The following is a 24,006-nucleotide window of genomic DNA, read 5'->3' as shown; positions in this document are numbered from 1 at the left end:
CGAGGAGGCCTGGAACCGGCAAGGTGCCATCACAGGAGGAACTACCAAGGCCGGCTTCGCTGCCGGTTCGCATGACACGATAGAATGCGCACAAGGGAGGAAAACTATGCGCAAGATAGTGACCAGCGTGCTTGCTGGTGTCGGCCTGGCGCTTGCCTGCGGGACGTCCGTCCATGCGCAGGAAAAGTCGCTCACCATCTTCTGGGCGGAGTGGGATCCGGCCAACTACCTGCAGGAACTCGGCAACGAGTATGAGAAGGAAACCGGCGTCAAGATCACGGTCGAGACCACGCCGTGGTCCGATTTCCAGACCAAGGCCTTCACCGAATTCAACGCCCATGGCGACGCTTACGATCTGGTGGTGGGCGACTCGCAGTGGCTCGGCGCGGGCTCGACCGGCGGTCATTATGTCGACCTGACCGACTTCTTCAAGAAGCACAAACTCAACGACGTGATGGCGCCGGCGACGGTCAAGTACTACGCCGAATATCCCGGCAACAGCGGCAAGTACTGGGCAATCCCGCTCGAGGGCGACGCCGTCGGCTGGTCCTATCGCAAGGACTGGTTCGAGGATCCGAAGGAGAAGGAAGCCTTCAAGGCCAAGTATGGCTACGACCTCGACGTGCCGAAGGATTTCAAGGCGTTGCGCGACATCGCCGAATTCTTCTACCGGCCGGACCAGAAGAAATACGGCATCGCCATCTACACCGACAATTCCTATGACGCGATGGCGATGGGCTTCGAGAACGCGCTGTTCTCCTATGGCGGCGAGCTCGGCGATTACGCGACCTACAAGGTCGACGGCCACATCAATTCCGAGAAGGCGGTCGCCGCGCTCGATGCCTATAAGGAACTCTACAAGTTCACGCCTCCGGGCTGGGCAAAGTCGTTCTTCGTCGAGGACAACCAGGCGATCACCGAGAACCTAGCGGCGATGAGCATGAACTACTTCGCCTTCTTCCCCTCGCTGATCAACGAGTCGTCGAACCCGAACGCCAAGAACACCGGTTTCTTCGCCAATCCTCCGGGCCCAAATGGCGACCAGTTCGCGGCGCTTGGCGGCCAGGGCATCTCGGTCGTCTCCTACTCGCAGAAGCAGGACGAGGCGATGAAGTTCCTCGAATGGTTCATCAAGGACGAGACCCAGAAGAAGTGGGCTGCGCTCGGCGGCTACACCTGCAGCGCCGCGGTGCTGAAGTCGCCTGAGTTCCAGAGCGCCACGCCGTACAACAAGGCCTTCTATGAGACCATGTTCAAGGTGAAGGATTTCTGGGCGGTGCCGGAATATGCCGAACTGCTGCAGCAGCTCAACCAGCGCATCTATCCCTACATGATCGGCGGATCTGGCACCGCCAAGGAAACGCTGGACGCGCTTGCCGCCGACTGGAACGCGACCTTCAAGAAATACGGCCGCGTGAAGTAATCGGCATACCTCACGGAGGAGGCCTCAAAAGCCTCCTCCGTTTGTTTTTCAAGCATCCGGAGCAGGGTTTTGGCGACCACGATGATCACCACGCTCGACAGGTCCTCGCGGGCCGCGGCGCGCGGCCTCAGCGATATTTCGATCCGCAATCTGTTCATCATTCCGACGATCCTGTTCCTGATCGTCTTCAACATCTTCCCGCTGATTTATTCGCTGGGCTACTCGTTCACCGACTTCCGCGCCTCGACCAATGCGCCGGCCAATTTCGTCGGGTTGCAGAATTATCGCGACCTGCTCAACGATCCCTATGTCTGGTCGAACTTCGCCATCACCGCGAAATACGTCATCATCTCGGTTGCCGGACAGCTCTTCGTCGGCTTTGGCGTGGCGATGCTGCTCAACCGCGACATACCGATGAAGGGGCTGCTGACGACGCTGCTGCTTCTGCCGATGATGCTTTCCATGGCGGTGGTGGGCCTGTTCTGGAAGCTGCTCTACGATCCGTCTTTCGGCATCATCAACTATGCGCTCGGGCTCGGCACTTTCGAGTGGCTGGCCGACCCGAAGATGGCGCTCTACGCGGTCGCGCTCACCGACATCTGGATGTGGTCGCCCTTCGTCATGCTCTTGTCGCTTGCCGGCCTCTCGGCAGTGCCGAAGCATCTTTACGAGGCCGCTGCGATCGACCGGGCCGGGCCGTTCTACACTTTCTTCCGCATCACGCTGCCGCTGGTCGCGCCGATCCTGATGATCGCCGTCATCTTCCGCACCATGGAAGCGTTCAAGACCTTTGATCTCGCCTACATCCTGACCAGCCAGCCGACGGCCGAGCTGATCTCGATCCGGCTCTACAAGATGGCCTTTCAGGAATGGCAGACCGGGCGCTCCTGCGCCATGGCCTATATCGTGCTCATCATGGTGCTGGCGATCACCAATATCTACGTCAAATACCTCAACAAGGTGAAGGAGCGCTGAGATGGCTGCTGTCCGCACTTCTTCCGAGGTCGCCTTTAACCGCGCGGCAATCGTCGCCGTGCTGGTGGTGACGATCATCTTCCTGGCGCCGATCTACTGGATCGCCTCGACGGCCTTCAAGCCGCGCAACCTCGCCACGACAATCCCGCCGACGGTCGTGTTCCAGCCGGAGATATCGCCCTTCGTCAAGCTGTTCACCAAGCGCTCGCAACTGCGCAGCCCGCCGACGCCGGAAGAGTACGCGGCCGCCCCGTGGTGGGAACGCGTCGTCTTCGACGGCGGCGAGAAGATCGTGCGCGACGGCAAGGGCGCCGTGCAGTGGTCGGGCTATCCGAACCGGTTCATGAATTCGCTGATCGTGGCGATCACCTCGACCGTGCTTGCCGTCGGCATGGGCACATTCACCGCCTACGGCTTCTCGCGCTTCAAGGTGAAGGGGGAGGCGGACCTGCTCTTCTTCATCCTGTCGACGCGCATGCTGCCGCCGGTGGTGGTCGCGATCCCGATGTTCCTGATGTACCGGGCCGTGGGACTGAACGATTCCCATCTCGGCCTGATCATCCTCTACACCGCCTTCAACCTGTCCTTCTCGGTCTGGCTGATGAAGGGCTTCATCGACGAGATCCCGAAGGAATATGAGGAGGCGGCGCTCGTCGACGGCTATACGCGCATGGAAGCCTTCTTCAAGATCGTGCTGCCCGAAGCCGCGACCGGCATCGCCGCAACGGCCGTGTTCTGCTTCATCACGGCGTGGAACGAATACGCCTTCGCGCTGATCATGACCAACCGTCGCGCCCAGACCGCACCGCCTTTCATCCCGAGCCAGGTCGGCTCCGGCCTGCCGGACTGGACGGTGATTGCCGCCGGCACGTTCCTGTTCCTGCTGCCGGTCGCGATTTTCACCTTCCTGCTCCGCAACCATCTGTTGCGCGGCATGTCCTTCGGAGCGATCCGCAAATGAGCTTTCGCGCGATGAACGAGAAATATCTGGAGCCGGGCTCGCAAATCCTGATGGTGCTGGGCATCGTCGCGCTCTGCCAGCCGTGGAACATGCTGCTCCACACCTATGGCGTGACGATCATCCTGATCGGCCTGATCGGCTTCAACGTCACCTCCAAGATCCCGCGCGAGGAGCAAGCCGGCACCGGGCACGGGGCCGGCCAGCAGGCGCATAATGCGGGGGCGCAGCATTGACCAAGATAGAGCTTCGCGGCGTCCAGAAATTCTTCGGCGCCGTCCAGGTCATCAAGGACCTGAACCTCAAGATCGACGACAACGAGTTCATCGTGCTGCTCGGGCAATCGGGCTGCGGCAAGACGACGACGCTGCGTGCCATCGCCGGGCTGGAGACCATCGACCAGGGCGACATACTGATCGACGGCAAGCCGGTGCAGCAACTCAAAGCGGCCGATCGCGACATCGCCATGGTGTTCCAGTCGTTCTCGCTCTACCCGCATATGAACGTGTACGAGAACATCGCCTTCCCGCTGCGCGCGACGCGCAAGAGCAGAAGCGAGATTGACACCGAGGTGCGATCGGTGGCCAAGACGCTGCAGATCACCGACCTGCTCACCAAGAAGCCCTCGGCGCTGTCGGGCGGCGACATGCAGCGCGTGGCCATCGGCCGGGCGCTGGTGCGGCGTCCGAAGGCGATGCTGATGGACGAGCCGATCGGCGCGCTCGACGCCAAGCTGCGCGAGGAGATGCGCGCCGAGATCAAGCGGTTGCATATCAAGCAGGGCTCGACCAGCATCTATGTGACGCATGACCAGATCGAGGCGATGAGCCTCGCCGACCGCATCGTCATCATGCATGAAGGCGTGCTGCAGCAGGTTGGCACGCCGGACGAGGTCTATTCCCACCCGGCCAACCTCTTCGTCGCGCAGTTCGTCGGCAGCCCGGTGATGAATGTCGCCGAGGCCAAGGTCGCCGAGACCGGCTCGGCCGCGTCGGTCACGGTCGGCAACGCGGCCGCGGGCTTCGAGTTTCCGCGCGCGCTGCTTTCCAAGCTCAACGGCCATGCCGGCGGCCAGCTCACCTTGGGCATCAGGCCGGAGGGCGTGTTGGTGCGCCGCGAGGCGACGGACGGCTTCCTGCCGGTCGAAACGCAAATCGTCGAGCCGCTCGGCTCCTTCGACATCGTCGACCTGAAAGTCGGCTCCAACATGCTGCGCGCCCGCACCAAGAGCGGCTTCATCAGCGGCGCGGGCGAAAAGGTCTATGCGCGCATCGATCCTTCGCAAGCGCATTTCTTCGACGCCGCGAGCGGCAAGTCGCTCGGAGTGAGACTGTAATGGCCCATATCCAGCTGAAGAACATCTCCAAGACATTCGGCAACCACACCGCGCTGTCCAATCTCAATCTCGACATCGCCGACGGCGAGTTCTTCGTGCTACTCGGCGAGACGGGCGCCGGCAAGACGACGACCCTGCGCCTGATCGCCGGGCTCGATAAGCCGACCGAGGGCCAGGTCTTCATCGACGGCGTCGATGTCGCCGATTGGGGCGCGGCCGAACGCGATGTGGCGCTGGTGCTGCAGCAATATTCGCTTTATCCGCGCTACACGGTGCGGCAGAATCTCGAATTCCCGCTGAAGCCGAAGATCCGCCGTCTGCCGGATGCCGAGATCAAGGATCGCGTCGCGCGCGCCGCCCGCACGCTTCGTATCGAGCATCTGCTCGACCGCAAGACCGACCGGCTTTCCGGCGGCGAGATGCAGCGCGTCTCGATCGGCCGCGCGATCGTGCGCAAGCCGCGTGTCTTCCTGATGGACGAGCCGCTGTCGGCGCTCGACGCCAAGCTGCGCGAGGCGCTGCGCACGGAGCTGAAGAACCTGCAGATGCAGCTCGGCGCCACGTTCCTGTTCGTCACGCATGACCAGATCGAGGCCATGTCGATGGGTGACAAGGTCGGTGTGCTCAACCATGGCCGCATCGTCCAGACCGGCACGCCGCAGGAGATCTACAACAATCCGCGCGACACCTATGTCGCGAGCTTCGTCGGTTCGCCGCCGATGAACCTCATCGACGGCAAGCTGGTTAACGACCGCGCGGTGATGGCTCCGATGAATTTCGAACTACCACTGTCAACTGGGGCCAAAACCTTTGGCGGGGGCAGGACGAGCGGCGCGACCGACGGTCGGCCGCTCGTCTTCGGCATTCGACCCGAGGACGTCTATCTGGAAAGCGGGGCGCCGGTCGAGGCGCGGGTCCACGATGTCGAAAACCATGGCGTCGAGAAGATCGTGACGCTCAGGGTGGGCGACACGATGCTGCGGGCCACAGTGCCGGCCAGGACCGATGTCGCGATCGAACAGCCGGTGCGATTTGCCTGGAACCCGGAAAAGGTGGTGATGTTCGACAAGGGCAGCGGGGTGAGCCTGCGTCACGCCGGATAGCGACCGGCCGGCCTGCTGGCTTACTTCGGCAGATAGGTGTCGTAAGGCGCGTCGTTGATCAGCAGGATGACGCATTCGGTGTCTGACAGGCAGGCGTCGTCATGCATCTCGTTGGCCTTCTGGGTCCAGTAGGAGCCGGGCGGCAACTTAACCTTGGTGGCTTCGCCGCCCTGCATCTGCCAGTGCGCCCAAAGGCCCTTGATGACCACGGCGCGGTAATCGGCCGTATGGGCGTGGACTGGCGCGCGCCAATTGCCGGGAACTTTCAGCAGCGTGCCGGCCGGTCCCTCCGCGCGCTCGCCCCACAGCCGACCAAGCCGCTGCGGCTGGCCGGGCGCCTCGACGGCATAAGGAATCTTGTCGGCGGACAGGTAGCTGTCTTCCAGCGCGAAAGCCCGGCCCGGCAGGATGGCAAGTGCCGCAACCGTAAGCGATGCAAGATGATTGGGCATGGCGGTTTCCTCCGCCATCGAGCTTATGCTGTCCCGACCGGCGGGGAATGGCGCGTCGTCCAAAAGATTTGGCCATTCCTCCAGCGGGCAGCCTGCCGGATGTCAGGATTGCTCCTCGGCGCCGGTGTGACGGAAATGGCTCGGTGCCACGCCCATCACCCGCTTGAAGGCGCGGCTGAAGGAGGCTTCCGAATCGTAGCCCAATCTCGAGGCCGCGACCGAGACCCGCATGCCGTCGCGGCCAAGCCATTGCCTTGCCTGGTGCATACGCACGCGCAGGACATACTTAGCCGGCGTCTCGCCGACCACGGTGGCGAAGCGTTGCGCGAAGGCGGAGCGCGAGGCGCCCATCATCCTTGCCAGCGCCTCCACCGTCCAGTCGCGCTCCGGCTGCAGGTGAATGGCGGCGAGCACCTTGCCGACGTCCGGGTTGCGCACGGCGGCGATCCATCCGGTGGCATCGCCGCAGCCATTTTCCACCCAGGAGCGGATGATGGTGGCGGCGAGCACATCGGCCAGGCGGGCGAGGATGCCGCCGGAGCCGACCCGGTCCATCGTCACCTCGCCGGCCATCCCGTCGAGCAGGTGCTGGATGCCGGGGGCATTCGCCATCAGCTTATGCGCCTGCATGAGGTCCGGCATCATCTCCAGCAGCGGATGCGAGCCGTCGAGGTTGAAATGCATCGAGCCGCAAAACAGCAGGGTCTTGCAGCCGTCGCAGCCGTTCGAGACATCGTAGATGTTCTCGCACACCGGCTCGATCGTGTAGCGGCCGATCGGCACCGGCGGCACGCCGGGCGCGCTCGCCAGCACATGCTCGGCGCCGCGCGGGATCAGCAGCGCGTCGCCCACCGAGAGCTCGATCCATTCCTTCGCCGGCGAGAACAGCCAGCAGCCCTGCTGTCCGATGAAATGGAAGCGCGCAGCCTTCTGAGCTGGGAAGGAAACGGCCCAGGGCTCACCCAGTACGCAGCGGCCATAGTCGACGCCGTCGAGGCGCAAGCCACGCAACATGTCGGTGAGCGGGTCGCCCGACGTCTCTAAAACGGATTTGGACGAATTGTAATTCATTTCGGCGTTTCTAGCATGGAAACTCCAGATAGTCACTCCCTATGTTGCACTGCAGTCCAAATGTTGCGCTGCAACTCACCGGAGATTTGTCATGATCGAGCCCGCCACAGGCGCCATCGACGCCGCTGTCCTCGACAGAGCCGAACCAGAAGAACGAAGTGAACCTGCCTGGGGCGCGGTGGTCTCGCTGGCGCTCGGTGTTTTCGGCCTGGTGACCGCCGAATTCCTGCCCGCCAGCCTGTTGACGCGGCTGGCGCAGGACCTCGGCGTCAGTGAAGGCGCCGCCGGTCAGGCGGTGACCGCGACGGCCGTTGTCGGTGCGATCGCCGCGCCGACCATGGCGATCGTCACCAAGCGGCTCGACCGGCGGTATGTAATGTGGATCCTCTCCGTCCTTCTGATCGTCTCCAACCTCGTCGCCGCCTTCGCCTCCTCGCTCACCATGCTGCTTCTCGCCCGCGTCGTGCTCGGCGTCGCGCTCGGCGGTTTCTGGTCGATGTCGGCGGCCATGGCGCTCAGGCTCGTGCCGATGCGGCTGATGCCGCGCGCCATGTCGATCATCCTGACCGGTGTCTCGGTCGCCACCGTGACCGCAGCTCCGGTCGGCGCCTATGTCGGCGACATCTGGGGTTGGCGCACCGCCTTCATGATGGCGGCGGTCGTCGGCGCGCTGGCGCTTCTGGTGCAGCTCGCCACGCTTCCCAGCCTGCCGCCGACGGCCGTGGCGAGCTTCCGCACGCTGGTCGAGGTGCTGAAGCGGCCGATGATCCGCATTGCGCTGCTGGTGGTGCTGCTGGTCGCGTCCGGTCAGTTCGCCGGCTTCACCTATGTGCGGCCGTTCCTGGAGACGGTGCCGGTGATGCCGATCGAGACCATCTCGCTGGTGCTGCTTGCCTATGGCATCGGCGGTTTCTTCGGCAATTTCGCCGGCGCGTTTCTCGCCGAGCGTAATTTGAAGATGGCCGTCGGCCTGGCACCGCTGCTGATCGCCCTGTCGGCGGCGACGCTGCTTCTGCTAGGCGCCTCGCCGATAACGGCGGCGGTCGCCGTCACCACCTGGGGCTTCGCCTTCGGCGCCGTGCCGGTCGGCCTGCAGACCTGGCTGGTGCGCGCCGCGCCCGACCAGGCCGAGAGCGCCGGCGGGCTGATGGTCGCGACCTTCCAGGTGGCGATCGCGCTCGGCGCCATCGTCGGCGGCCTGCTGGTCGATCATGCCGGTGTTGCAAGCGCCTTCGCCTATGGCGGCGTGGCGACCTTGCTCGCGGCGCTGGTGGCCTTCCTGATGGGACCGAAGCAGGCCGCCGAGTAGGCAAGCCTGCTCGCCCTCCCGACATCGGCCCGGCGGCGCCGGGCCGATGTCGGGAGGGCCGATGCTACCGGCACCGGTAATCAGGCCGAGCGGCCGTCGAACTCGAACACTTCGACGCCGGCAAGATCAACGTCTTCCAGGCAGTTGACGTTGATATAGGCGGACCGTTCGCTGCCTTCGCCGACGTCTTCGGCAAACGGATGGATGCCGCAGGTGCGGCAGAATCGATGCGCGATCTGGGCCTTGCCGAAAGTGTAGCGGCCGAGATCGTCGCCCCAAGCGACCAGACTGAGCTTCTCATGCGGCACGGCCCACAGCAGCGCGCCCTTGCGCCTGCAGATCGAGCAGTTGCAGCGCACCACGCCGCCGATCTCACCTTTGACCTCGAACGCCACCTTGCCGCAGTGGCAGCTGCCTTTGTACAGCATCAGCATCTTCCCATCGCTGGCAGGGTGCAAAGGCACACTTGCCGGGTTATCTCTTCGCCGGCCCAAATCAGGCCGTGCCTGAAAGACGCTGCAACTTTGCAAGGCCCGACATCGAAAATGCAATCCGTCCGCGACCATCTCGAAATCATCCTGTCACGTCTTGCCAATCGCGCGGCCGACGAGAAGGTCTACGTGAAGCTCTATGCCGAGGCCGCGCGGGCGGCCGCCGACGCATCCGACGCCCGCGGCAAGGCCGGTTTGAGCCTCGGTCCGCTCGACGGGCGCATCGTCTCGATCAAGGACCTGTTCGATGTCGCCGGCGGGCCGACGACGGCCGGGTCGCTGATCCGGGCGGGCGCGGCGCCGGCGACACGGGATGCGGTGATCGTGCAAAGGCTGCGCCAGGCGGGCGCGGTCATCCTCGGCAAGACCAACATGACCGAGTTCGCCTTCACCGCGATCGGCGACAATCCGCATTACGGCACGCCGGGCAATGCCGCCGATGCCGGCCTGATCCCGGGCGGCTCGTCGTCCGGGGCCGGCGTTGCGGTGGGCGAGGGCACGAGCGACATATCGATCGGGTCGGACACCGGCGGCTCGGTGCGCATCCCGGCCTCGCTCAACGGCGTCGTCGGCTTCAAGCCGACGGCGCGGCGCGTACCCTTGGCCGGCGCCTTTCCGCTGTCGATGACGCTGGATTCGATCGGCCCGCTTGCCCGCAGCGTCGCCGATTGCGCGGTCGTCGATGCGGTCATGGCCGGAGAAGAGCCGACAGTGCTTCAGCTTGCCCCGCTCGCGACCTTGCGCATCGGCATCCCGCGCGGCGCGTTGTTCGGCGAGACGCAAGCGGAGGTCGCCGAGGCTTTCGAGGCCTGCATCGATAGGATCGGACGAGCCGGCGCCCGCGCTGCCGATTTGCCGATCGACGATCTCATCGCCGAGATGCGCGCGGCGACCAGACGCGGCACGATCGCCTCAATGGAAGGCGCCGAAGTGCATGCCGACTGGCTGACGAACGACACATCCGTGCCCGTCGATCCGCACGTCACTGGGCCATTGTCGCGCGCGCTGGCTGTTCCCGCTTCCGACTATATCCGCACGATCCGCCGTCGCGGCGAGCTGGTGGCGGCCATGGCGGAACGGCTGGACACGGTCGATGTTCTGGCATTGCCGACCGTGCCGATGGTCGCGCCCTCCATTGCCGCCATGGCCGGCGACGAAGTGCTGCGCGACAGGACCGAAGGGCTGCTCCTGCGCAACACGCAGGTCGCCAACCAGTTCGACCTCTGCGCGATCTCGCTGCCGATGCCCGGCACCAAACTGCCGACCGGACTGATGCTGGTGGGCAGGCATGGGGATGACAAACATCTGCTGCGCATTGCCGCTGCGATTGAGGCTTTGCTGCAAGGTTGAGACTGTGCTGCGGATCTCAACGCGCCGAGCAGTGCCTGCGCTCGTCGTCCGTCGCCGCCCGTTCAATGCCGGTCGCCACCAGTGTCGGCAGGCTGTATTGCCTGCCGTTGAGGCTATGCGGGCGGTTCTCGATCGTGCCGGCAACGACAAGCTTGCCGGCATAGAGCTTGTCCGCCAGGCCGAGAGCCTTGTCCTGCTGCGGCAGGCCCTCAGTGTCGACCGACACACCTTTGATGATCTTGCCGGAGGCGAGGTCGAGCGCGCTGTTCGAAGGACATGGCGCCATTATGCAGCGCAGGCCGTTGTCGCATGGCATGTAGCTGCCTTGCGCGTCAGCGCGGGCCGCGGCTGCAGATAGACAGCAGATAGCGATCAGGACGACTTTCGCGACACGCTTGCGCATTAGGGGAAGGTCGTCGTCAAATCCGGGAAAATTGAGGTGAACGTCAGCCGGCTGGAAACCGCCGCCGGTAGTGCTCGACGACTTCCGGATTGCGCAGATTGACCGGCAGCTTGCCGGCGAGCACCAGCAGCGCCTCGTTCGCCGCGCCGACGCCCATGCGCATCATCGATTCCTCGGTGATGCCGGCCATATGCGGGGTGACGATAACATTGTCGAAGCCGAAATAAGGATGGTTGGGCGGCAGCGGCTGCGTGGCAAAGACGTCGAGCGCGGCGCCGCCGATGCGGCCCTTCCGCAAGGCTTCGATCAGCGCCTCGTCGTCCACCACCGGGCCGCGCGAGACATTGATCAGCAGCGCGTTGGGCTTCATGCGGGCGATGCGCTCGCGGCTGATCAGGCCGCGCGTCTCCTGTGTCAGCGGGCAGCAGAGCACGATGATATCGCTTTGCTCGACCAGCGCGTCTATCGACAGGAAGCCGACGCGTTCGGGCGCCGGGCGCAGGCTGCGCGTCGTCGCCACGACATTGAGGTCGAAGCCATGCGCGGCGATATGGCCGACGGCCTGTCCGACCGCCCCGAGGCCGACGATGCCGATGGTCTTGCCGGCCAGCTCGCTGGTCGAATTGGCGTGCTCGCGCCCGGCAAGCCAGCCCTTGGCGCGCAGGTCGCGGTCCATCACGCGGAAGCGCCGCAGCAAAGCCAGCGCGGTGAACATCACGTGCTCGGCGACCGAGCGGGCGTTGACGGCAGGCACGTTCGCGACCAGCACGCCGGCGGCGGTCGCCGCCTCGACCGGGATCATGTCCAGCCCGGCGCCGTGGCGGATCGCGGCGCGCAAATTCGCCGCGCCCTGAAACAGCTCCGGCGGCAGCGGCGCGCGCACGATGACGATGTCGGCGTCGCGGGCCTCGGCGGTCAGCGTCTTGGGATCGAGCGCGGAAGCGATCGCAAGGCGGCCTGCACCCGCCAGCATGGCCGTGGCGCGAGGGTGCAGCTGATGCGTCGACAGGATCTTGCGCATCGCACTCAGGCCTTTTCGAGCGCCGCGCTTTTCGGTTCCGTCCCGCGGCCTTCGATGATCCCCTTCCAGTAGCTCTCGGCGCCCTGCAAATGGGCGTTCATCAGGGCCTGGGCGAGATTGCCGTCGCGGCGCAGCAGCGCTTCATAGATCTGGATGTGCTCGGCATGCGAGCGCACGCTGCGCTCGGGGTCGTTGAAATAGATCGGCAGGCGCTGCTCGCCCATCAGGTAATAGACGCTGCAGATGTTGTGGAAGACGCTGTTCTTGGTCGCGCGCACGATCTCGAGATGGAACTCGCGGTCCTCCTTGGCGAGGCCTTCGCCGGCGGCGATGCGCTCTTCGGAGGCTTTCAGGATGTCGCGCAGGCGTTCGAAGTTCTCCTCCGTTGCGCGCGAGCAGGCAAGCTCGGCCGCCTTGATCTCGTGGATCTTGCGCAATTCGACGGTCTCGTAGATCTGCACCGGATCAAGCGGCAGGCCAGCGCGGGCGAAAAGCGCCAGCGCTTCCACGCTTGCCTGCTTGGTGTCGATATAGATGCCGGACTTAGCGCGGCGCTCGACGATGCGCATGGCTTCGAGGATGGCGAGCGCCTCGCGGATCTGGCCACGGCTGACGCCGAAATGCTCGGCCAGCTCGCGCTCCGAGGGCGTGCGGCCGGACTCCTTGTCCGAGTTGGCGAAGAGGTAGGCGGCAAGTTCCGCGAGAAGGTTCTTTTCTTTCATCGTCAAATACGTTGCGCGTGCGCCTCCAGGAATCGCTCCGAGATGGTGAATCCCAATCCAGGCTTTTCAGGGATCGCTACCATACCGTCCTTCGCTTCGACAGTCTCCTCGACAAGGTCGTGGATCATCGGATTGGCGCCGAGCGAATATTCGATGATGAAGGAGGCGGGCGAGGCCGCGCACACATGCAACCCGGCGAAGAAGCAGGGCGCGCCGGCCCACAGATGCGGTGCGAAGCGCAGGTTGAATGCGCTGGCAATGGTGCCGATCTTCATCGCCTCGCTGATGCCGCCGCAAAACGCCGGATCCGGCTGGAAGATGTCGGCGGATTTCAGCATCGCCAGGTCGCGGAAGGCGTAGCGTGTCGCCTCGCTTTCGCCCGTGGCGACCGGCGTCGAGCCCGAGGCGCGCACCTCGGCCATGCCCGGCTTGTCGTCGGCGATCACCGGTTCCTCGAACCAGGCGAGGTCGAGATCGGCGGTGAGCTTGATGAAGCGCTTGGCTTCAGCCACGGTGTAGGTGCCGTGCGCGTCGACCATCAGCTCGATGTCCGGCCCGATCGCCTGCCTTGCGGCGCGCACGCGCGCGGCCGAGACATGCGGGGCGCCGTCCATGACGCCGACGCGCATCTTCAGCGCCTTGAAGCCGCCCTTGGCAATGTAGGATTTCAACTGCTCGCCGATGGCGTCGACGGAAGCCCAGCCGCCCGAGGCATAGGCCTGCATGCGCTCGAGCTTGCGGCCACCGAGCAGCCGCCACACCGGCTGTCCGAGCGACTTGCCGAGGATGTCCCAGAGCGCGATGTCGACAGCGCTGATCGCCGCCACGCTCATGCCGCGCCGCGCCAGCTGCGGCATGGCATGGCCGGCATGTGCCGCCGTCTCGTGCCGCACGCCGTTGTAGAGCATCTCCCAGATGATGCCGATGTCGGCGGGATCGCGGCCGATGAGCTGCGGGCCGATCTCATGGTTGAGCATATGGACGAGCGCGCCATAGCTGCCGGCGCTGCCGGCGGCGTTCTTGCCCTCGCCCCAGCCGATCAGGCCGTCATCGGTCTCGATGCGCAGAATGGCGGCGTCGAACGTCGTCACCTGACCGAAGTCGCTGCGATGCTGCTTCGCGACTTCGATCGGGACGCGAACCCACCAGGCCTGGACGCTTTTGATGCGCATGTTTTCCCTTCGGCCCTCCGCCCCGCCGGGCGGAAGGGACAGGTTTCAGTCGGAGGTCACTTGATCAGGGGCAGCAGCGTTTCGGCGGTGATGCGCATCTGGTCGGTGTAGAATTTTTCCGTGAGCAGGCTGGAACCGTGGTCCTGGATGAATTTCAGCTGCTCGGGCGAGATATCGACCGGATTGCGCTCGACCATGTCCGGATAGGGCGCGGCCGGCGTGCGGTCGACGGGCGCGACGAACTCGTTGGTCAGCGCGCCGTCATAGCCGACTTCCTTCAGCGTGCGCACGATCTTCGGCCAGTCGATCTGGCCAAGGCCGGCGGCGAAGCGGTTGTTGTCGGCGACATGGAAGTCGAACAGGCGCTTTCCGACCTGACGGATCGCGTCATAGACGTTAAATTCCTCCATGTGGATGTGGTAGGCGTCGAGGCAGACGCCGCATTCGGGGCTCACCGCGTCGGCGAGCGCCAGCGCCTGGGCGCCTCGGTTGAAGAGATAGGTCTCGAAGCGGTTGAGCGGCTCGACGGCGATCCTGACGCCGACCTTCTTGGCATGCGTGAAGCATTCGCGCGTGGCGTCAACCACCCAGCCCCATTCCTCCGCCTCGGTGCCGTCCGGCACCACCTTGCCGACGGTCGCGGGCACCAGCGTGATGATCTCGCCGTCGAGCTCACTCACCATGGTGAGCACGTTCTTGACATATTGGACGGACCGCTCGCGCTGGCCCTGGTCCTTAGCGGCGAGATTGCGTTCGCCCAGCATCAGCGTCACCGAACCCCAGCAGCGGATGCCATGCTCCTTCAAGAGCGCGCGCGTCTCCTTGGTCTTGTATTGCTCAGGCTCACCGGAAATCTCGATCGATTCATAGCCGAACTTCTTGATGCGCTTCAGCGTCACCTCCAGCGGCTCCGCCCGCATCCAATTGTGCGTCGAAAGATGCATGGTCTATCCTTCCCAGAATTCGCCTGTCACATTTTACCCCGCGACGCCTCCCGCAGAGGCGGCCGCACGTTTCCTCCCCAAGGCTTGCCAGCATTTTCTCGAAACTGGTTCGACCAATTGGGCCTATCTTGACCTCTACAGCAAATTTTCATGCGCGGCAAGAAGTGTGCATGGGAAGCTCCTTACATCGGGCAATTCCATGATTTAACGATGCAATTTCGTTCTTTTGGTTGCCGGCAGGACCCTTCCTCCAGCTTTTCAAGCGCTTGACCGAACTGCGGGATTTGGTAATACCAGAATGACATGGCGTTTGGATCCCGGTAGGACTGACCAAACAGGCTGGCCCTCGCTCCAATCGGCGCTATGCTTGGTTCGCGAAAACAATGAGGGAGGATGCCGATGCCGACGACGATGAAGGGGCCCGGCCTGTTTCTGGCGCAGTTCGCGGGCGACGCCGCGCCGTTCAATTCACTGGCCTCGATCACCAAATGGGCGGCCGGCCTCGGCTACAAGGGCGTGCAGATCCCGACCTGGGACGGGCGCCTGTTCGACCTCGAGAAGGCGGCGTCGTCGAAAGCCTATTGCGACGAGGTGAAGGGCATCTGCGCCGACGCCGGCGTCGAGATCACCGAACTGTCGACGCATCTGCAGGGGCAATTGGTGGCGGTGCATCCCGCCTATGACGCGCAGATGGATGGCTTCGCGCCGCCATCGGTGCACAACAATCCCAAGGCGCGTCAGAAATGGGCCGTCGAACAGATGAAGTTCGGGGCCAAGGCATCGCGCAATCTCGGGCTGAACGCCTCGGTGTCGTTCACCGGCTCGCTGGCTTTCCCTTACCTCTATCCCTTCCCGCAGCGGCCGGCCGGGCTGATCGAGGAAGCCTTCGGCGAGCTCGGCAAACGCTGGAAGCCGATCCTCGATGTCTATGAGGACAATGGCGTCGATGTCGGTTACGAGATCCACCCTTCAGAGGACGTGTTCGACGGCGCGACCTTCGAGATGTTTTTGGACGCGGTCGGCGGGCACAAGCGCTGCAACATCAACTACGATCCTTCGCACTTCCTGCTGCAGCAACTCGACTATCTCGAGTTCATCGACATCTACCACGAGCGGATCAAGGCCTTCCACGTCAAGGATGCCGAGTTCAACCCGACGGGACGGCAAGGCGTCTATTCCGGCTACCAGGGCTGGGTGAACCGGGCTGGCCGCTTCCGGTCGCTGGGCGACGGGCAGGTCGATTTCGGCGGCATCTTCTCCAAGCTCACCCAGTACAACTACGATTCCTGGGCGGTGCTGGAGTGGGAATGCTGCCTGAAACATCCCGACGACGGGGCGGCCGAGGGCGCCCCCTTCATCCAGCATCACATCATCCGGGTGACCGAGAAGGCCTTCGACGATTTCGCCGCCGGCACGACCGACAAAAAGCTGCTGCGCGCGATGATGGGAATTTGACCCGGGAACTTCCGTCGGAAGATTCGACCGCGGGCCCGGATGGGGTTGAACTCCAAGTCGCAGCGGACCTTTATACCCGCCCCGACGCCGCGCGTCGGCCCTCTCCGCAACGGGGAGGGTGGGGAGCCAAAGAGGAGAGGACGAAGAATGGTCGGCGCATCGAAGTCGGAAGCGGGAGGCGGCCCGATCCGCTATGGCATGGTTGGCGGCGGGCAGGGCGCCTTCATCGGCGCGGTGCACCGCATCGCCGCGCGCATGGACAATGATTTCGTGCTGGTCGCCGGCGCGCTGTCGTCGGACCCGGCGCGGGCCAAGGCTTCCGCCGCCGAACTCGGCCTCGATCCGCAGCGCAGCTACAGCTCCTATGCCGAGATGGCCAAGGCCGAGGCCAAGCGCCCCGACGGCATCGAGGCGGTGGCAATCGTCACCCCCAACAATGTGCATGTGCCGGCCGCAAAAGCCTTCCTGGAGGCGGGAATCCACGTCATCTGCGACAAGCCGCTGGCGACGTCGCTGGCCGAGGCCAGGAAGCTTGCCGCCCTGGTCGAGAAGACCGGCAAGGTGTTCGTGCTCACCCACAACTACACCGCCTATCCGATGATCCGCCAGGCGCGCGAGATGGTGGCCAAAGGCCAGCTCGGCGACATCCGCATCGTGCAGTCGGAATATCCGCAGGACTGGCTGACCGAGGACCTAGCCGCCACCGGCCAGAAACAGGCTTCGTGGCGCTCCGATCCGAAGCAGGCCGGCGCCGGCGGCGCGTTGGGCGACATCGGCACGCATGCCTACAATCTTGCCCGCTTCGTGTCAGGGCTGGAGCTGGATTCGCTATCGGCCGATCTCGACGCCTTCGTGCCGGGCCGCCAGCTTGACGACAATGTCAACGTGATGCTGCGCTTCAAGCCGGTCGGCAACAAGCATCCGGCCAAGGGCATGATCTGGGCGAGCCAGGTGGCGCCGGGCCACGAGAACGGGCTGAAGCTGCGCATCTACGGTTCCAAAGGCGGGCTGGAATGGGTGCAGGCCGACCCGAACTACCTCTGGTACACGCCGTTCGGCCAGCCGAAGCAGCTTCTGACGCGAGCCGGTGCGGGCGCGCTGCCTGTGGCCGCGCGCGTCAGCCGCGTGCCGTCCGGCCATCCGGAAGGCTATCTCGAAGGTTTCGCCAACATCTACCAGGAGGCCGCCCGCGCCATCCGCGCGGCACGCAGGAAAGGCGGCAAGCCGGGTAAGGATGTCGTCTTCCCGACGATCGCGGACGGCGTCGAAGGCATGGCCTTCATCGAGGCTTGCGTGAAGTCGTCGAAGAAGAATGGGGCGTGGACGAAGCTATAGTCGGCGGCGGCGCGGCCTCACCCGGATTGCCAAGCCGAATTGCGAAGGCAATTCGGGCCAATCCGACCTCTCCCCGAGGGGAGAGGAGGCGCAGTGCCGACGACAACCTCTTCTCCCCACCGGGGGAGAAGGTGACCGCGAAGCGGCCGGATGAGGGGGAGTGTGGCCCGCCAACGCAAGCGGCTGGCCTCAAGCGGGAGGGGGTGTCGATGAAAATCGGCATGTGCATGTTCTTGTGGACCACCAGCGTCTCGAAGAGGCACGAGGCGCTGCTGAAGGACATCAAGGCGACCGGTTTCGACGGCGTCGAGATACCGGTCTTTGTCGGGGCGCCTGACGATTATAAAAAGCTCGGCGAGATGCTCGACCGAATCGGCCTGGAGCGCACCGCGGTCTCGGCCATGGGCGATCCGGCGATGAACCTGATCTCGCCGGATGCGGCGACCCGCAAGGCCGGCATCGACTATATGAAATGGGCGATCGATTGCAGCGCCGCCCTCGGAGCGGATAGGCTGAGCGGGCCGCTGCATTCGACGCTCGGTGCCTTTTCCGGCAGCGGGCCGACTTCCGCCGAAAAGAAGCGCTCGGTCGCCTCGCAGCGCGCCATCGGCGACCATGCCGGCAAGAAGGGCGTGACGATCGGGCTCGAAGCGCTCAACCGCTTCGAATGCTATCTCGTCAACACCATGGCTGACCTGTCGGAGCATATCGACGCGATCGACCGGCCGCACATCAAGGCGATGTACGACACGTTCCACGCCAATATCGAGGAGGCCGATCCGATCGGCGCCTATACCAAGCATCGTCGCAATGTCGTCCATGTCCACATTTCGGAGAACGACCGCGGCGTGCCGGGGCGTGGCAACATTCCGTGGAAGGAGACTTTCTCCGCCATTCGCCGGGCCGGTTACGACGACTGGCTGACGATCGAGTCGTTTGGCCGCTCGCTGAAGGATCTGGCGGCGGCGACCAAGGTGTGGCGCGATTTCGCCGAGAGTCCGGAGGCAGTTTATCGCGAAGGGTATCGGCATATCAGGGATGGATGGAAGAAGGCGGCTTAGGGGCACCGTCCGGCGGGCGTCGCGATCCTTCGCGCGCCCCTCTGTCCCGCCGACCTCTCCTTAGAAGCAGCAGTCCAACTATCCCCGCTCGGCCTGCAGCCGATTGTAATCATGCAGCGTGCGGCTCAGCCTTCGGCGCAGGAAGTTCGAGATGTTGTCGAAGATGAAGACGACGAGCAGCGTCAACAGCACCATGTAGAAGACGTTGGCCCAGTTCGAATTGGTGCGCATCGCTTCCCAGAGCTTCAAGCCGATGCCGCCGGCGCCGACGGCGCCGATGATGGTCGCGCCGCGGGTGTTCGATTCCCACTGGTAGAGCGTCTGGCTGATGAAGACCGGCACCACTTCCGGCAGCACGCCGTAGCGCTGCACCAAAATGCCGTTGGCGCCGGTCGACAGCACGCCTTCGCGCGGCTTGTCATCGATGTTCTCCAACGCCTCGGAATAGGTTTTGCCCAATGTGCCGATCTCGGTAAAGAAGATCGCGGCGCTGCCGGCCAGCGGGCCGGGGCCGAAGGCGCGGGTGAAGAACAGCGCCCAGATCAGCATGTCGACCGAGCGCATGAAATCGAAGAAGCGTTTCAGCACCTGGCTGAGCAGACCGCTCGGCGTGATGTTGCGGGCGGCGAAGAAGGCCAGCGGGAAGGCGACGATGCCGCCGAGCAGCGTGCCGAGGAACGCCATGACGACGGTCTGCAGCAGCTTCGTCCAGACGTCGCCATGCTGCCACTGCGCATTGTTCCAGATGTTGCCGGCCGCCAGAGCGAGGTTCGACGTGCCGGGCTGAAGCTCAGGCCCGGAGACGATCAGCGAGATGACCTCGCCGGCCGGTTTGCCGAAGAAAGGCGAGCGCGTGTCGAAGACGAAATTCGCCCAGCCGAGGAAGCGCTTGCGCACCTTGACGCGGTCGACGGTGACGCGCACCTCGCCGGCAAAGCCCATCTTGGCGACGGTCTCGTCGTCGTGGACGGTCACCCAGTCGGGTACCGGACCTGTGACCACCGGCTTGCCGCCGGTCAGCGATATCGGCACGGTCACGCCGTTGGCCGTGATCGTCGCCCGGGTCTTGTCGAAGGTGACGGATTTGGCATCGCCGTCGATCCGAACCGTGTAGGTGCCGTCGGGGTTCTTGATCACCCAGTCGGGATTGGGATTCTCGCCAAGTGCCGAGAAGCGCGGATATTTCGGCGTGATCTCGGGCTGGTCGAGGCGGAACTCCGGCTGCAGGTCGTAGCTGATCCATTGCGACAGGAAGAGGGGCAAGCGCTCCCAGTGCGACTCGCGCAGCACTTGCGGCAGGCTGAAGAACCACAAGGCGTAGCCCAGGTAGAGCACCGTGCCCGCGATCAGCAGCACCGGCCAGAAGCGCTTGTAGACCGGCCGCTGGAAGATCTGCGGATGGCGTTCCTCGATTGCGCTCAGTTCGTCGGCGGTCATGGCCATAGGCCACCTTTTGGGTTGACCATGATCTTGTCCGAAAACCGGCCTCCACTTTTCGCTAACGCGGTCCTTCGGTTCGGAATCATGGTCTAGGCACTCATCAGGAAGGCCTGCTCGCCGACGAGCTTGCGGCGCAGCCAGGCGGAGAACTGGTCGACGAGGAAGATGGTGACGAAGAGCAGCAGCACCAGCGCCAGCGTCTTGGCGCCGAAGCCGCGCGAGATCGAAAGCTTCAGCTCCTCGCCGATGCCGCCGCCGCCGACCGCGCCCATGATGGTCGAGATGCGCACGTTGATCTCGATCCTGAGCAGTGTGTAGGACATGAAATTGGGCAGCACCTGCGGCAGGTCGGCGAAGCGCACGCGCTCGAACCAGTTGGCGCCGACGGCGCGCAGGCCTTCCTCCGGGCGCATGTCGATGTTCTCGTTGATCTCGTAGAACAGCTTGCCCAGCGCGCCGATCGAATGCAGGCCGATGGCGATGATGGCGGCGACCGGGCCGATTGAGACGATGGCCGCGAACAGGCCGGCAATCACGATTTCGGGGAAGGCGCGCAGCAGTTCCATGAAACGCTTGACGACGAGCCGCAGGACCGGGTTCGGCGTCAGGTTGCGCGCGGCGATGAAGGAGAAGGGAACGGCGAAGACGAAGCCGATGAAGGTCGAGACCAGCGCCACGTTCACCGTGGTCAGCATCAGTTCGAAATATTCGGGGATGTAGAAGCCACCCCAGACATAGACGCGGCCGAGCGGGAAATTGAACTCCTGCGTGCCCTTGTCGCTGGGCGAGGCGATGTCGAACAGCGCCCGCCAGACATCGTTCCAGTCCTTCGGGACCAGCCAGCTCAGGAAGTCGAGGATATGCGGCAGCCGGTCGAAGAAGTGGCCGGCGTTGGCCTCGTCGGCGAACCACATGGTCGCGCCCATGGCGACGAGCAGCAGGCCGACGCCAAGCGCGGTGTAGAAGCGGCGCAGCGAGGTCTGGCGCCGCCAGGCGTCGGCCTGCCGGCGGGTTGCGTCGGAATGGAGTGTCGCTGATGTCATGATCGGGATACGAAAAAAGGGCGGCGCCGCCGCATCGGCCCGAAAATCGAAGTCCGATTTTCGGAAAGTCCGATGCGGCAATCCAAAGTGCCAAAGCGTACTTTGTGCGTCCAAGTGGACGCACGTCGCTTTGGTGAACGCCGCCCTTTTCCTGATGCCTTTAGCCGCCGATAGCGGCTTTGCGGGCTTCGACGATGACGTTGTAGAACTCCGGCTTCACCGGGACGTAGCCGGTGAAGTCGCCACCCTCGACGCCTTCGAAGCAGGCCTTGTCCTTGGCCGGCAAGGCGGTGAAGAAAGCGGCGAGCTTGGCGGTCATGTCGTCACCCAGCGCGGTGCGCACGACCAGCGGGCCGTTCGGGATCAGGCCCGAGCGCCACACTTCGACGAAGTCGTTCGGGTCGACGGCGCCCTTGGAGACTTCCTTGTGGAAGGTGCCGGAGGTGTAGCCGTTCTTGAAGTCGCCGATGCCGGAAGAATCGTCCACCGCCACGTCGACCTTGCCGTCGCGGACGGCCAGGATGTTGTTCTCATGGCCACCGTTGAACTGGGTCGAGGCGAAGTAGGTCTCGTTGGAAGCGCCGGTGTCCTTTGGAATCTGGGTCAGCGGGATCAGATAGCCCGAGGTCGAGTCCGGATCGGCGTAGCCGAGCTTCTTGCCCTTGGCCGACTTGATATCGGTGATGCCGGACGTCTTCAGCGCCAGGCCGATCGAATAATAGCCGGTCGAGCCGTCGGTCTGCTTGGTGGTGAGGATCGGGGTGACGGCCTTCGGGTCCTTGAGGTAGACGCTGGCATAGCCGGACGCGCCGAGCTCGGCGAAGTCCAGCGTGCCGCCGAGCAGGCCCTGTATCACGCCGTCATAGTCGGCGGCCGGGAACAGCGACACCTTCTCGAAGCCGAATTCGGCCTTTAGGTGATCGGCGAGGCACTGGTAGTTGCGCAGACGGTCGGTCTCGTTCTCGCCGCCGAGGATGCCGACGCGGAATTCCTTGATGTCGGCGGCGTGCGCGGCGCTTGCCGCCACGGCGAGCAGCGAAACCGCCCCAAAAACCATCTTCCTGAACATTTTGATCTCTCTCCTGTTGTTCCGGCTACGCGCCGGCGGCGTTCTGATTTTTCAAGTCTGCCGTTGACGCTGGCGGGCGATCCGGGTTGCTCGGCTGAAATCCGCGATTTGCCCGGACCACTGGGCCGGGCGGCGGACTCAATACCCAGGAAAGGCTGGTTCGAGCGGTCCGGCGGATGCGGTGATCTTCGGCTTGACGGTCACGCTGGTCGACGTGATCGCCTCGGAGATCTCGGCGCCGCTGGCGTCGGCGCCGTAGACGGTGCGCACGGCGTCGCGGTCGAGGTCCTCCGGGGCGCCGTCGAAGACGACCTTGCCGGCGGCCATGCCGATGATGCGGTTGCAATAGGCGCGTGCGGTGTCCAGCGTGTGCAGGTTGGTGACGACGGTGATGCCTTCGCGCAGATTGATGTCGCGCAGCGAATCCATCACCACCTTGGCGTTGAGCGGGTCGAGCGAGGCGATCGGCTCGTCGGCCAGAAGCACTTTCGGCTGCTGCATCATGGCGCGGGCGATCGCGACGCGCTGCTGCTGGCCGCCGGACAGCGTGCCGGCCGGCTGCAGGGCGGTGCGGGCGATGTCAAGGCGCTCGAGCGCGGCCACCGCCTCGGCGCATTCGGTTCGCGAGAACATGCCGAGCAGGTTGGAAATCGTGGAGCGATGATTGAGGCGGCCGAGTAGCACATTGGTCAAGACGTCGAGGCGCGGCACGAGGTTGAACTGCTGAAAGATCATGGCGCAGTCGCGCTGCCAGCGGCGCAGCGGCGAACCCTGCAGGCTGGAGACCTCGGCGCCGTCAAAAAAAATCGACCCCTGGCTGGGATCGATGAGGCGATTGATCATGCGCAGAAGCGTCGACTTGCCGGCGCCCGAACGGCCGATGACGCCGACCATCTGACCGCGCGGGATCGAGATGTTGATGTCGCTGACAGCGGTGTTCTTGCCAAATCGTCGGGTTACGCCGCGGATTTCCAGCGTGGCCGATGATGTCGACATACCAAAGCTCCAGTCCGTCGCGGTTTTGCAGGTCTGTTAACCTTCGCTAGCGCAGGCGGATGAAGCTGGGGTGTCGGATTGATGTCAGTTTTGTTACGAGTCACAGGCTTGGAGATTCAACCAAGCACCAGCAATTCCTCGAAATGCTTCATGTCCTTGAAGCTGCAAAAAGCCGGCGGCCTGAACTCGACCACGGGGGCTTCCCGCTCGAGGAATGAGAGGCTCTTGTCGAACAGATCCTGCCAGGCTGCCGCCCGCTCGTCGGCGAGACGGCGGATCTGATAGGCAAAGGTGATGTGGAAGACGTAAGCGTCGTGGTCCGGATGGCGGTAGCCGAACGGCACTGAAAGGGCATCGCGCCAGGCTTTCAGGATCCGGCCGTCTTCCGCGGTGGCGCCGACGACGGTCAGGCCGGTCGGCACGACTTCGACAATCCGGACCTTGAAGGGGCCGTATCCCTCGAAGCCCTGCAGGCGATCGAGATAGAGGCGGGTCATGGCGTCGATACCAGTGTCGAGCAGCACGTCAGCCGGCCAATAGGGGAGGCGACGCCGGTATTCGATGATGCCCTGGAAGAGCGTCATATGGAGGCTGGAGATCGGCGTGAAAGCGAGCCGATCAGCATCCGGCATGGCGAGCATGCGCTCGCGCACCTCGACAATTGCTGCTTGCGAAGGCGAGCCTTCGATCAGATGGCAGACGACGGTGTTGCCCGGTTCGGGGAGGAAGTTGCCGGACAGGTCGTAACGGGTACCGAGATGCGTGGGCGCGGTCGGATTGGAGCCTTCGAAAATCCGGCGAGCGAGGGTCTGACAGTGGCGAGCATGGCGATCTCCCGGGGAGATTGCGTCCTGTCCGAGTCCTGTGTCAGGGGTGT

General features: G+C 64.2%; 23 protein-coding genes and 1 pseudogene. 11 read left to right on the top strand and 13 right to left on the bottom strand.

The genetic code is table 11. The features are described from left to right. Positions 1-106: 106 nt before the first annotated feature. From FJW06_RS02310 to FJW06_RS02285, 6 genes are all read left to right on the top strand, one after another. Positions 107-1,423 (top strand): extracellular solute-binding protein, encoded by a 1,317-nt coding sequence (locus tag FJW06_RS02310; RefSeq protein WP_140747341.1) that lies wholly within the window; start codon positions 107-109, stop codon positions 1,421-1,423. Between the two features lie 69 nt (positions 1,424-1,492). Further along, complete coding sequence (locus FJW06_RS02305; RefSeq protein WP_140747338.1) at positions 1,493-2,398, top strand: sugar ABC transporter permease; 906 nt, start codon at positions 1,493-1,495, stop codon at positions 2,396-2,398. A 1-nt stretch (position 2,399) separates the two neighbouring features. Then, a complete protein-coding gene (locus FJW06_RS02300) occupies positions 2,400-3,359 on the top strand; it encodes a carbohydrate ABC transporter permease (protein ID WP_140747330.1) in 960 nt (319 codons plus the stop codon). Beyond that, entirely contained in the window at positions 3,356-3,592 is a 237-nt protein-coding gene (locus FJW06_RS02295) for a hypothetical protein (protein WP_140747327.1), read from the top strand. Before FJW06_RS02300 ends, FJW06_RS02295 begins: the two co-directional genes overlap by 4 nt. Continuing rightward, positions 3,589-4,692: an ABC transporter ATP-binding protein gene (locus tag FJW06_RS02290; protein ID WP_140747324.1), complete on the top strand. Its 1,104-nt coding sequence runs from the start codon at positions 3,589-3,591 to the stop codon at positions 4,690-4,692. Before FJW06_RS02295 ends, FJW06_RS02290 begins: the two co-directional genes overlap by 4 nt. Beyond that, complete coding sequence (locus tag FJW06_RS02285; RefSeq protein WP_140747321.1) at positions 4,692-5,795, top strand: ABC transporter ATP-binding protein; 1,104 nt, start codon at positions 4,692-4,694, stop codon at positions 5,793-5,795. Before FJW06_RS02290 ends, FJW06_RS02285 begins: the two co-directional genes overlap by 1 nt. 20 nt (positions 5,796-5,815) lie before the next feature. Here FJW06_RS02285 and FJW06_RS02280 read toward each other — a convergent pair whose 3' ends face one another. Then, positions 5,816-6,247 (bottom strand): DUF4437 domain-containing protein, encoded by a 432-nt coding sequence (locus FJW06_RS02280; RefSeq protein WP_140747318.1) that lies wholly within the window; start codon positions 6,245-6,247, stop codon positions 5,816-5,818. Between the two features lie 102 nt (positions 6,248-6,349). Beyond that, positions 6,350-7,318 carry an AraC family transcriptional regulator gene (locus tag FJW06_RS02275; RefSeq protein ID WP_140747315.1) on the bottom strand — a complete coding sequence of 323 codons (969 nt, stop codon included), beginning with the start codon at positions 7,316-7,318 and terminating at the stop codon, positions 6,350-6,352. A gap of 91 nt (positions 7,319-7,409) precedes the next feature. Here FJW06_RS02275 and FJW06_RS02270 point away from each other — a divergent pair, with 91 nt between their 5' ends. After that, a complete protein-coding gene (locus tag FJW06_RS02270) occupies positions 7,410-8,627 on the top strand; it encodes an MFS transporter (protein ID WP_140747312.1) in 1,218 nt (405 codons plus the stop codon). A gap of 80 nt (positions 8,628-8,707) precedes the next feature. On the opposite strand, the gene FJW06_RS02265 is transcribed toward FJW06_RS02270, so the two are convergent. Further along, a complete protein-coding gene (locus tag FJW06_RS02265; RefSeq protein ID WP_140747309.1) occupies positions 8,708-9,055 on the bottom strand; it encodes a GFA family protein in 348 nt (115 codons plus the stop codon). Between the two features lie 117 nt (positions 9,056-9,172). Between FJW06_RS02265 and FJW06_RS02260 the strand changes: the two genes are divergently transcribed. Further along, on the top strand, positions 9,173-10,468 hold the full coding sequence (locus FJW06_RS02260) for an amidase (RefSeq protein ID WP_140747306.1): 1,296 nt from the start codon (positions 9,173-9,175) through the stop codon (positions 10,466-10,468). 16 nt (positions 10,469-10,484) lie between these two features. On the opposite strand, the gene FJW06_RS02255 is transcribed toward FJW06_RS02260, so the two are convergent. Genes FJW06_RS02255 through FJW06_RS02235 form a run of 5 tightly spaced genes read right to left on the bottom strand, consistent with a single transcriptional unit; the run spans position 10,485 to position 14,730 of the window. Then, complete coding sequence (locus FJW06_RS02255; protein WP_140747303.1) at positions 10,485-10,871, bottom strand: hypothetical protein; 387 nt, start codon at positions 10,869-10,871, stop codon at positions 10,485-10,487. Between the two features lie 43 nt (positions 10,872-10,914). Then, positions 10,915-11,892: a hydroxyacid dehydrogenase gene (locus FJW06_RS02250; protein ID WP_140747300.1), complete on the bottom strand. Its 978-nt coding sequence runs from the start codon at positions 11,890-11,892 to the stop codon at positions 10,915-10,917. 5 nt (positions 11,893-11,897) lie between these two features. Beyond that, positions 11,898-12,614 (bottom strand): FadR/GntR family transcriptional regulator, encoded by a 717-nt coding sequence (locus FJW06_RS02245; protein ID WP_140747297.1) that lies wholly within the window; start codon positions 12,612-12,614, stop codon positions 11,898-11,900. Positions 12,615-12,616: 2 nt separating this feature from the next. Continuing rightward, entirely contained in the window at positions 12,617-13,786 is a 1,170-nt protein-coding gene (locus FJW06_RS02240) for a mandelate racemase/muconate lactonizing enzyme family protein (protein WP_140747294.1), read from the bottom strand. Between the two features lie 56 nt (positions 13,787-13,842). Continuing rightward, positions 13,843-14,730, bottom strand: a complete 888-nt coding sequence (locus FJW06_RS02235; protein ID WP_140747291.1) for a sugar phosphate isomerase/epimerase — start codon at positions 14,728-14,730, stop codon at positions 13,843-13,845. A gap of 399 nt (positions 14,731-15,129) precedes the next feature. On the opposite strand from FJW06_RS02235, the gene FJW06_RS02230 reads away from it, so the two are divergent. From FJW06_RS02230 to FJW06_RS02220, 3 genes are all read left to right on the top strand, one after another. Next, on the top strand, positions 15,130-16,185 hold the full coding sequence (locus FJW06_RS02230; RefSeq protein ID WP_140747288.1) for a sugar phosphate isomerase/epimerase: 1,056 nt from the start codon (positions 15,130-15,132) through the stop codon (positions 16,183-16,185). 147 nt (positions 16,186-16,332) lie between these two features. Beyond that, positions 16,333-17,520, top strand: a complete 1,188-nt coding sequence (locus FJW06_RS02225; RefSeq protein ID WP_140747286.1) for a Gfo/Idh/MocA family oxidoreductase — start codon at positions 16,333-16,335, stop codon at positions 17,518-17,520. A gap of 209 nt (positions 17,521-17,729) precedes the next feature. Further along, the gene (locus FJW06_RS02220) at positions 17,730-18,581 is read left to right on the top strand and encodes a sugar phosphate isomerase/epimerase (RefSeq protein ID WP_140747283.1); all 852 of its coding nucleotides are present in this window, start codon (positions 17,730-17,732) and stop codon (positions 18,579-18,581) included. A 78-nt stretch (positions 18,582-18,659) separates the two neighbouring features. Here the strand turns inward: FJW06_RS02220 and phnE (FJW06_RS02215) are convergent, their stop codons facing one another. The 5 genes and pseudogenes from phnE (FJW06_RS02215) to FJW06_RS02195 all read right to left on the bottom strand — a co-directional run bounded on the left by phnE (FJW06_RS02215) (position 18,660) and on the right by FJW06_RS02195 (position 23,955). After that, a complete protein-coding gene (gene phnE, locus FJW06_RS02215; protein ID WP_140747280.1) occupies positions 18,660-20,024 on the bottom strand; it encodes a phosphonate ABC transporter, permease protein PhnE in 1,365 nt (454 codons plus the stop codon). A gap of 86 nt (positions 20,025-20,110) precedes the next feature. Further along, on the bottom strand, positions 20,111-21,064 hold the full coding sequence (gene phnE, locus FJW06_RS02210; protein WP_140747277.1) for a phosphonate ABC transporter, permease protein PhnE: 954 nt from the start codon (positions 21,062-21,064) through the stop codon (positions 20,111-20,113). A 160-nt stretch (positions 21,065-21,224) separates the two neighbouring features. Continuing rightward, positions 21,225-22,133 carry a phosphonate ABC transporter substrate-binding protein gene (gene phnD / locus FJW06_RS02205; protein ID WP_140747274.1) on the bottom strand — a complete coding sequence of 303 codons (909 nt, stop codon included), beginning with the start codon at positions 22,131-22,133 and terminating at the stop codon, positions 21,225-21,227. 138 nt (positions 22,134-22,271) lie between these two features. Then, positions 22,272-23,129: a phosphonate ABC transporter ATP-binding protein gene (gene phnC / locus FJW06_RS02200; RefSeq protein WP_140747271.1), complete on the bottom strand. Its 858-nt coding sequence runs from the start codon at positions 23,127-23,129 to the stop codon at positions 22,272-22,274. A 116-nt stretch (positions 23,130-23,245) separates the two neighbouring features. Then, positions 23,246-23,955, bottom strand: a pseudogene (locus tag FJW06_RS02195) (DUF1868 domain-containing protein). Positions 23,956-24,006 lie beyond the last annotated feature (51 nt).

Source organism: Mesorhizobium sp. B4-1-3, from assembly GCF_006439355.1.
GTDB lineage: Bacteria > Pseudomonadota > Alphaproteobacteria > Rhizobiales > Rhizobiaceae > Mesorhizobium.
The sequence above is the reverse complement of the archived record's forward strand: the minus strand, read 5'-3'. Positions and strand labels throughout refer to the sequence as shown.

Coding starts and splice junctions, on each gene's coding strand:
- FJW06_RS02310 (WP_140747341.1), top strand. CDS start 107: ATGCGCAAGATAGTGACCAGCGTGCTTGCTGGTGTCGGCCTGGCGCTT.
- FJW06_RS02300 (WP_140747330.1), top strand. CDS start 2,400: ATGGCTGCTGTCCGCACTTCTTCCGAGGTCGCCTTTAACCGCGCGGCA.
- FJW06_RS02295 (WP_140747327.1), top strand. CDS start 3,356: ATGAGCTTTCGCGCGATGAACGAGAAATATCTGGAGCCGGGCTCGCAA.
- FJW06_RS02285 (WP_140747321.1), top strand. CDS start 4,692: ATGGCCCATATCCAGCTGAAGAACATCTCCAAGACATTCGGCAACCAC.
- FJW06_RS02280 (WP_140747318.1), bottom strand. CDS start 6,247: ATGCCCAATCATCTTGCATCGCTTACGGTTGCGGCACTTGCCATCCTG.
- FJW06_RS02275 (WP_140747315.1), bottom strand. CDS start 7,318: ATGAATTACAATTCGTCCAAATCCGTTTTAGAGACGTCGGGCGACCCG.
- FJW06_RS02270 (WP_140747312.1), top strand. CDS start 7,410: ATGATCGAGCCCGCCACAGGCGCCATCGACGCCGCTGTCCTCGACAGA.
- FJW06_RS02265 (WP_140747309.1), bottom strand. CDS start 9,055: ATGCTGTACAAAGGCAGCTGCCACTGCGGCAAGGTGGCGTTCGAGGTC.
- FJW06_RS02260 (WP_140747306.1), top strand. CDS start 9,173: ATGCAATCCGTCCGCGACCATCTCGAAATCATCCTGTCACGTCTTGCC.
- FJW06_RS02255 (WP_140747303.1), bottom strand. CDS start 10,871: ATGCGCAAGCGTGTCGCGAAAGTCGTCCTGATCGCTATCTGCTGTCTA.
- FJW06_RS02250 (WP_140747300.1), bottom strand. CDS start 11,892: ATGCGCAAGATCCTGTCGACGCATCAGCTGCACCCTCGCGCCACGGCC.
- FJW06_RS02245 (WP_140747297.1), bottom strand. CDS start 12,614: ATGAAAGAAAAGAACCTTCTCGCGGAACTTGCCGCCTACCTCTTCGCC.
- FJW06_RS02240 (WP_140747294.1), bottom strand. CDS start 13,786: ATGCGCATCAAAAGCGTCCAGGCCTGGTGGGTTCGCGTCCCGATCGAA.
- FJW06_RS02235 (WP_140747291.1), bottom strand. CDS start 14,730: ATGCATCTTTCGACGCACAATTGGATGCGGGCGGAGCCGCTGGAGGTG.
- FJW06_RS02230 (WP_140747288.1), top strand. CDS start 15,130: ATGCCGACGACGATGAAGGGGCCCGGCCTGTTTCTGGCGCAGTTCGCG.
- FJW06_RS02225 (WP_140747286.1), top strand. CDS start 16,333: ATGGTCGGCGCATCGAAGTCGGAAGCGGGAGGCGGCCCGATCCGCTAT.
- FJW06_RS02220 (WP_140747283.1), top strand. CDS start 17,730: ATGAAAATCGGCATGTGCATGTTCTTGTGGACCACCAGCGTCTCGAAG.
- phnE (WP_140747280.1), bottom strand. CDS start 20,024: ATGGCCATGACCGCCGACGAACTGAGCGCAATCGAGGAACGCCATCCG.
- phnE (WP_140747277.1), bottom strand. CDS start 21,064: ATGACATCAGCGACACTCCATTCCGACGCAACCCGCCGGCAGGCCGAC.
- phnD (WP_140747274.1), bottom strand. CDS start 22,133: ATGTTCAGGAAGATGGTTTTTGGGGCGGTTTCGCTGCTCGCCGTGGCG.
- phnC (WP_140747271.1), bottom strand. CDS start 23,129: ATGTCGACATCATCGGCCACGCTGGAAATCCGCGGCGTAACCCGACGA.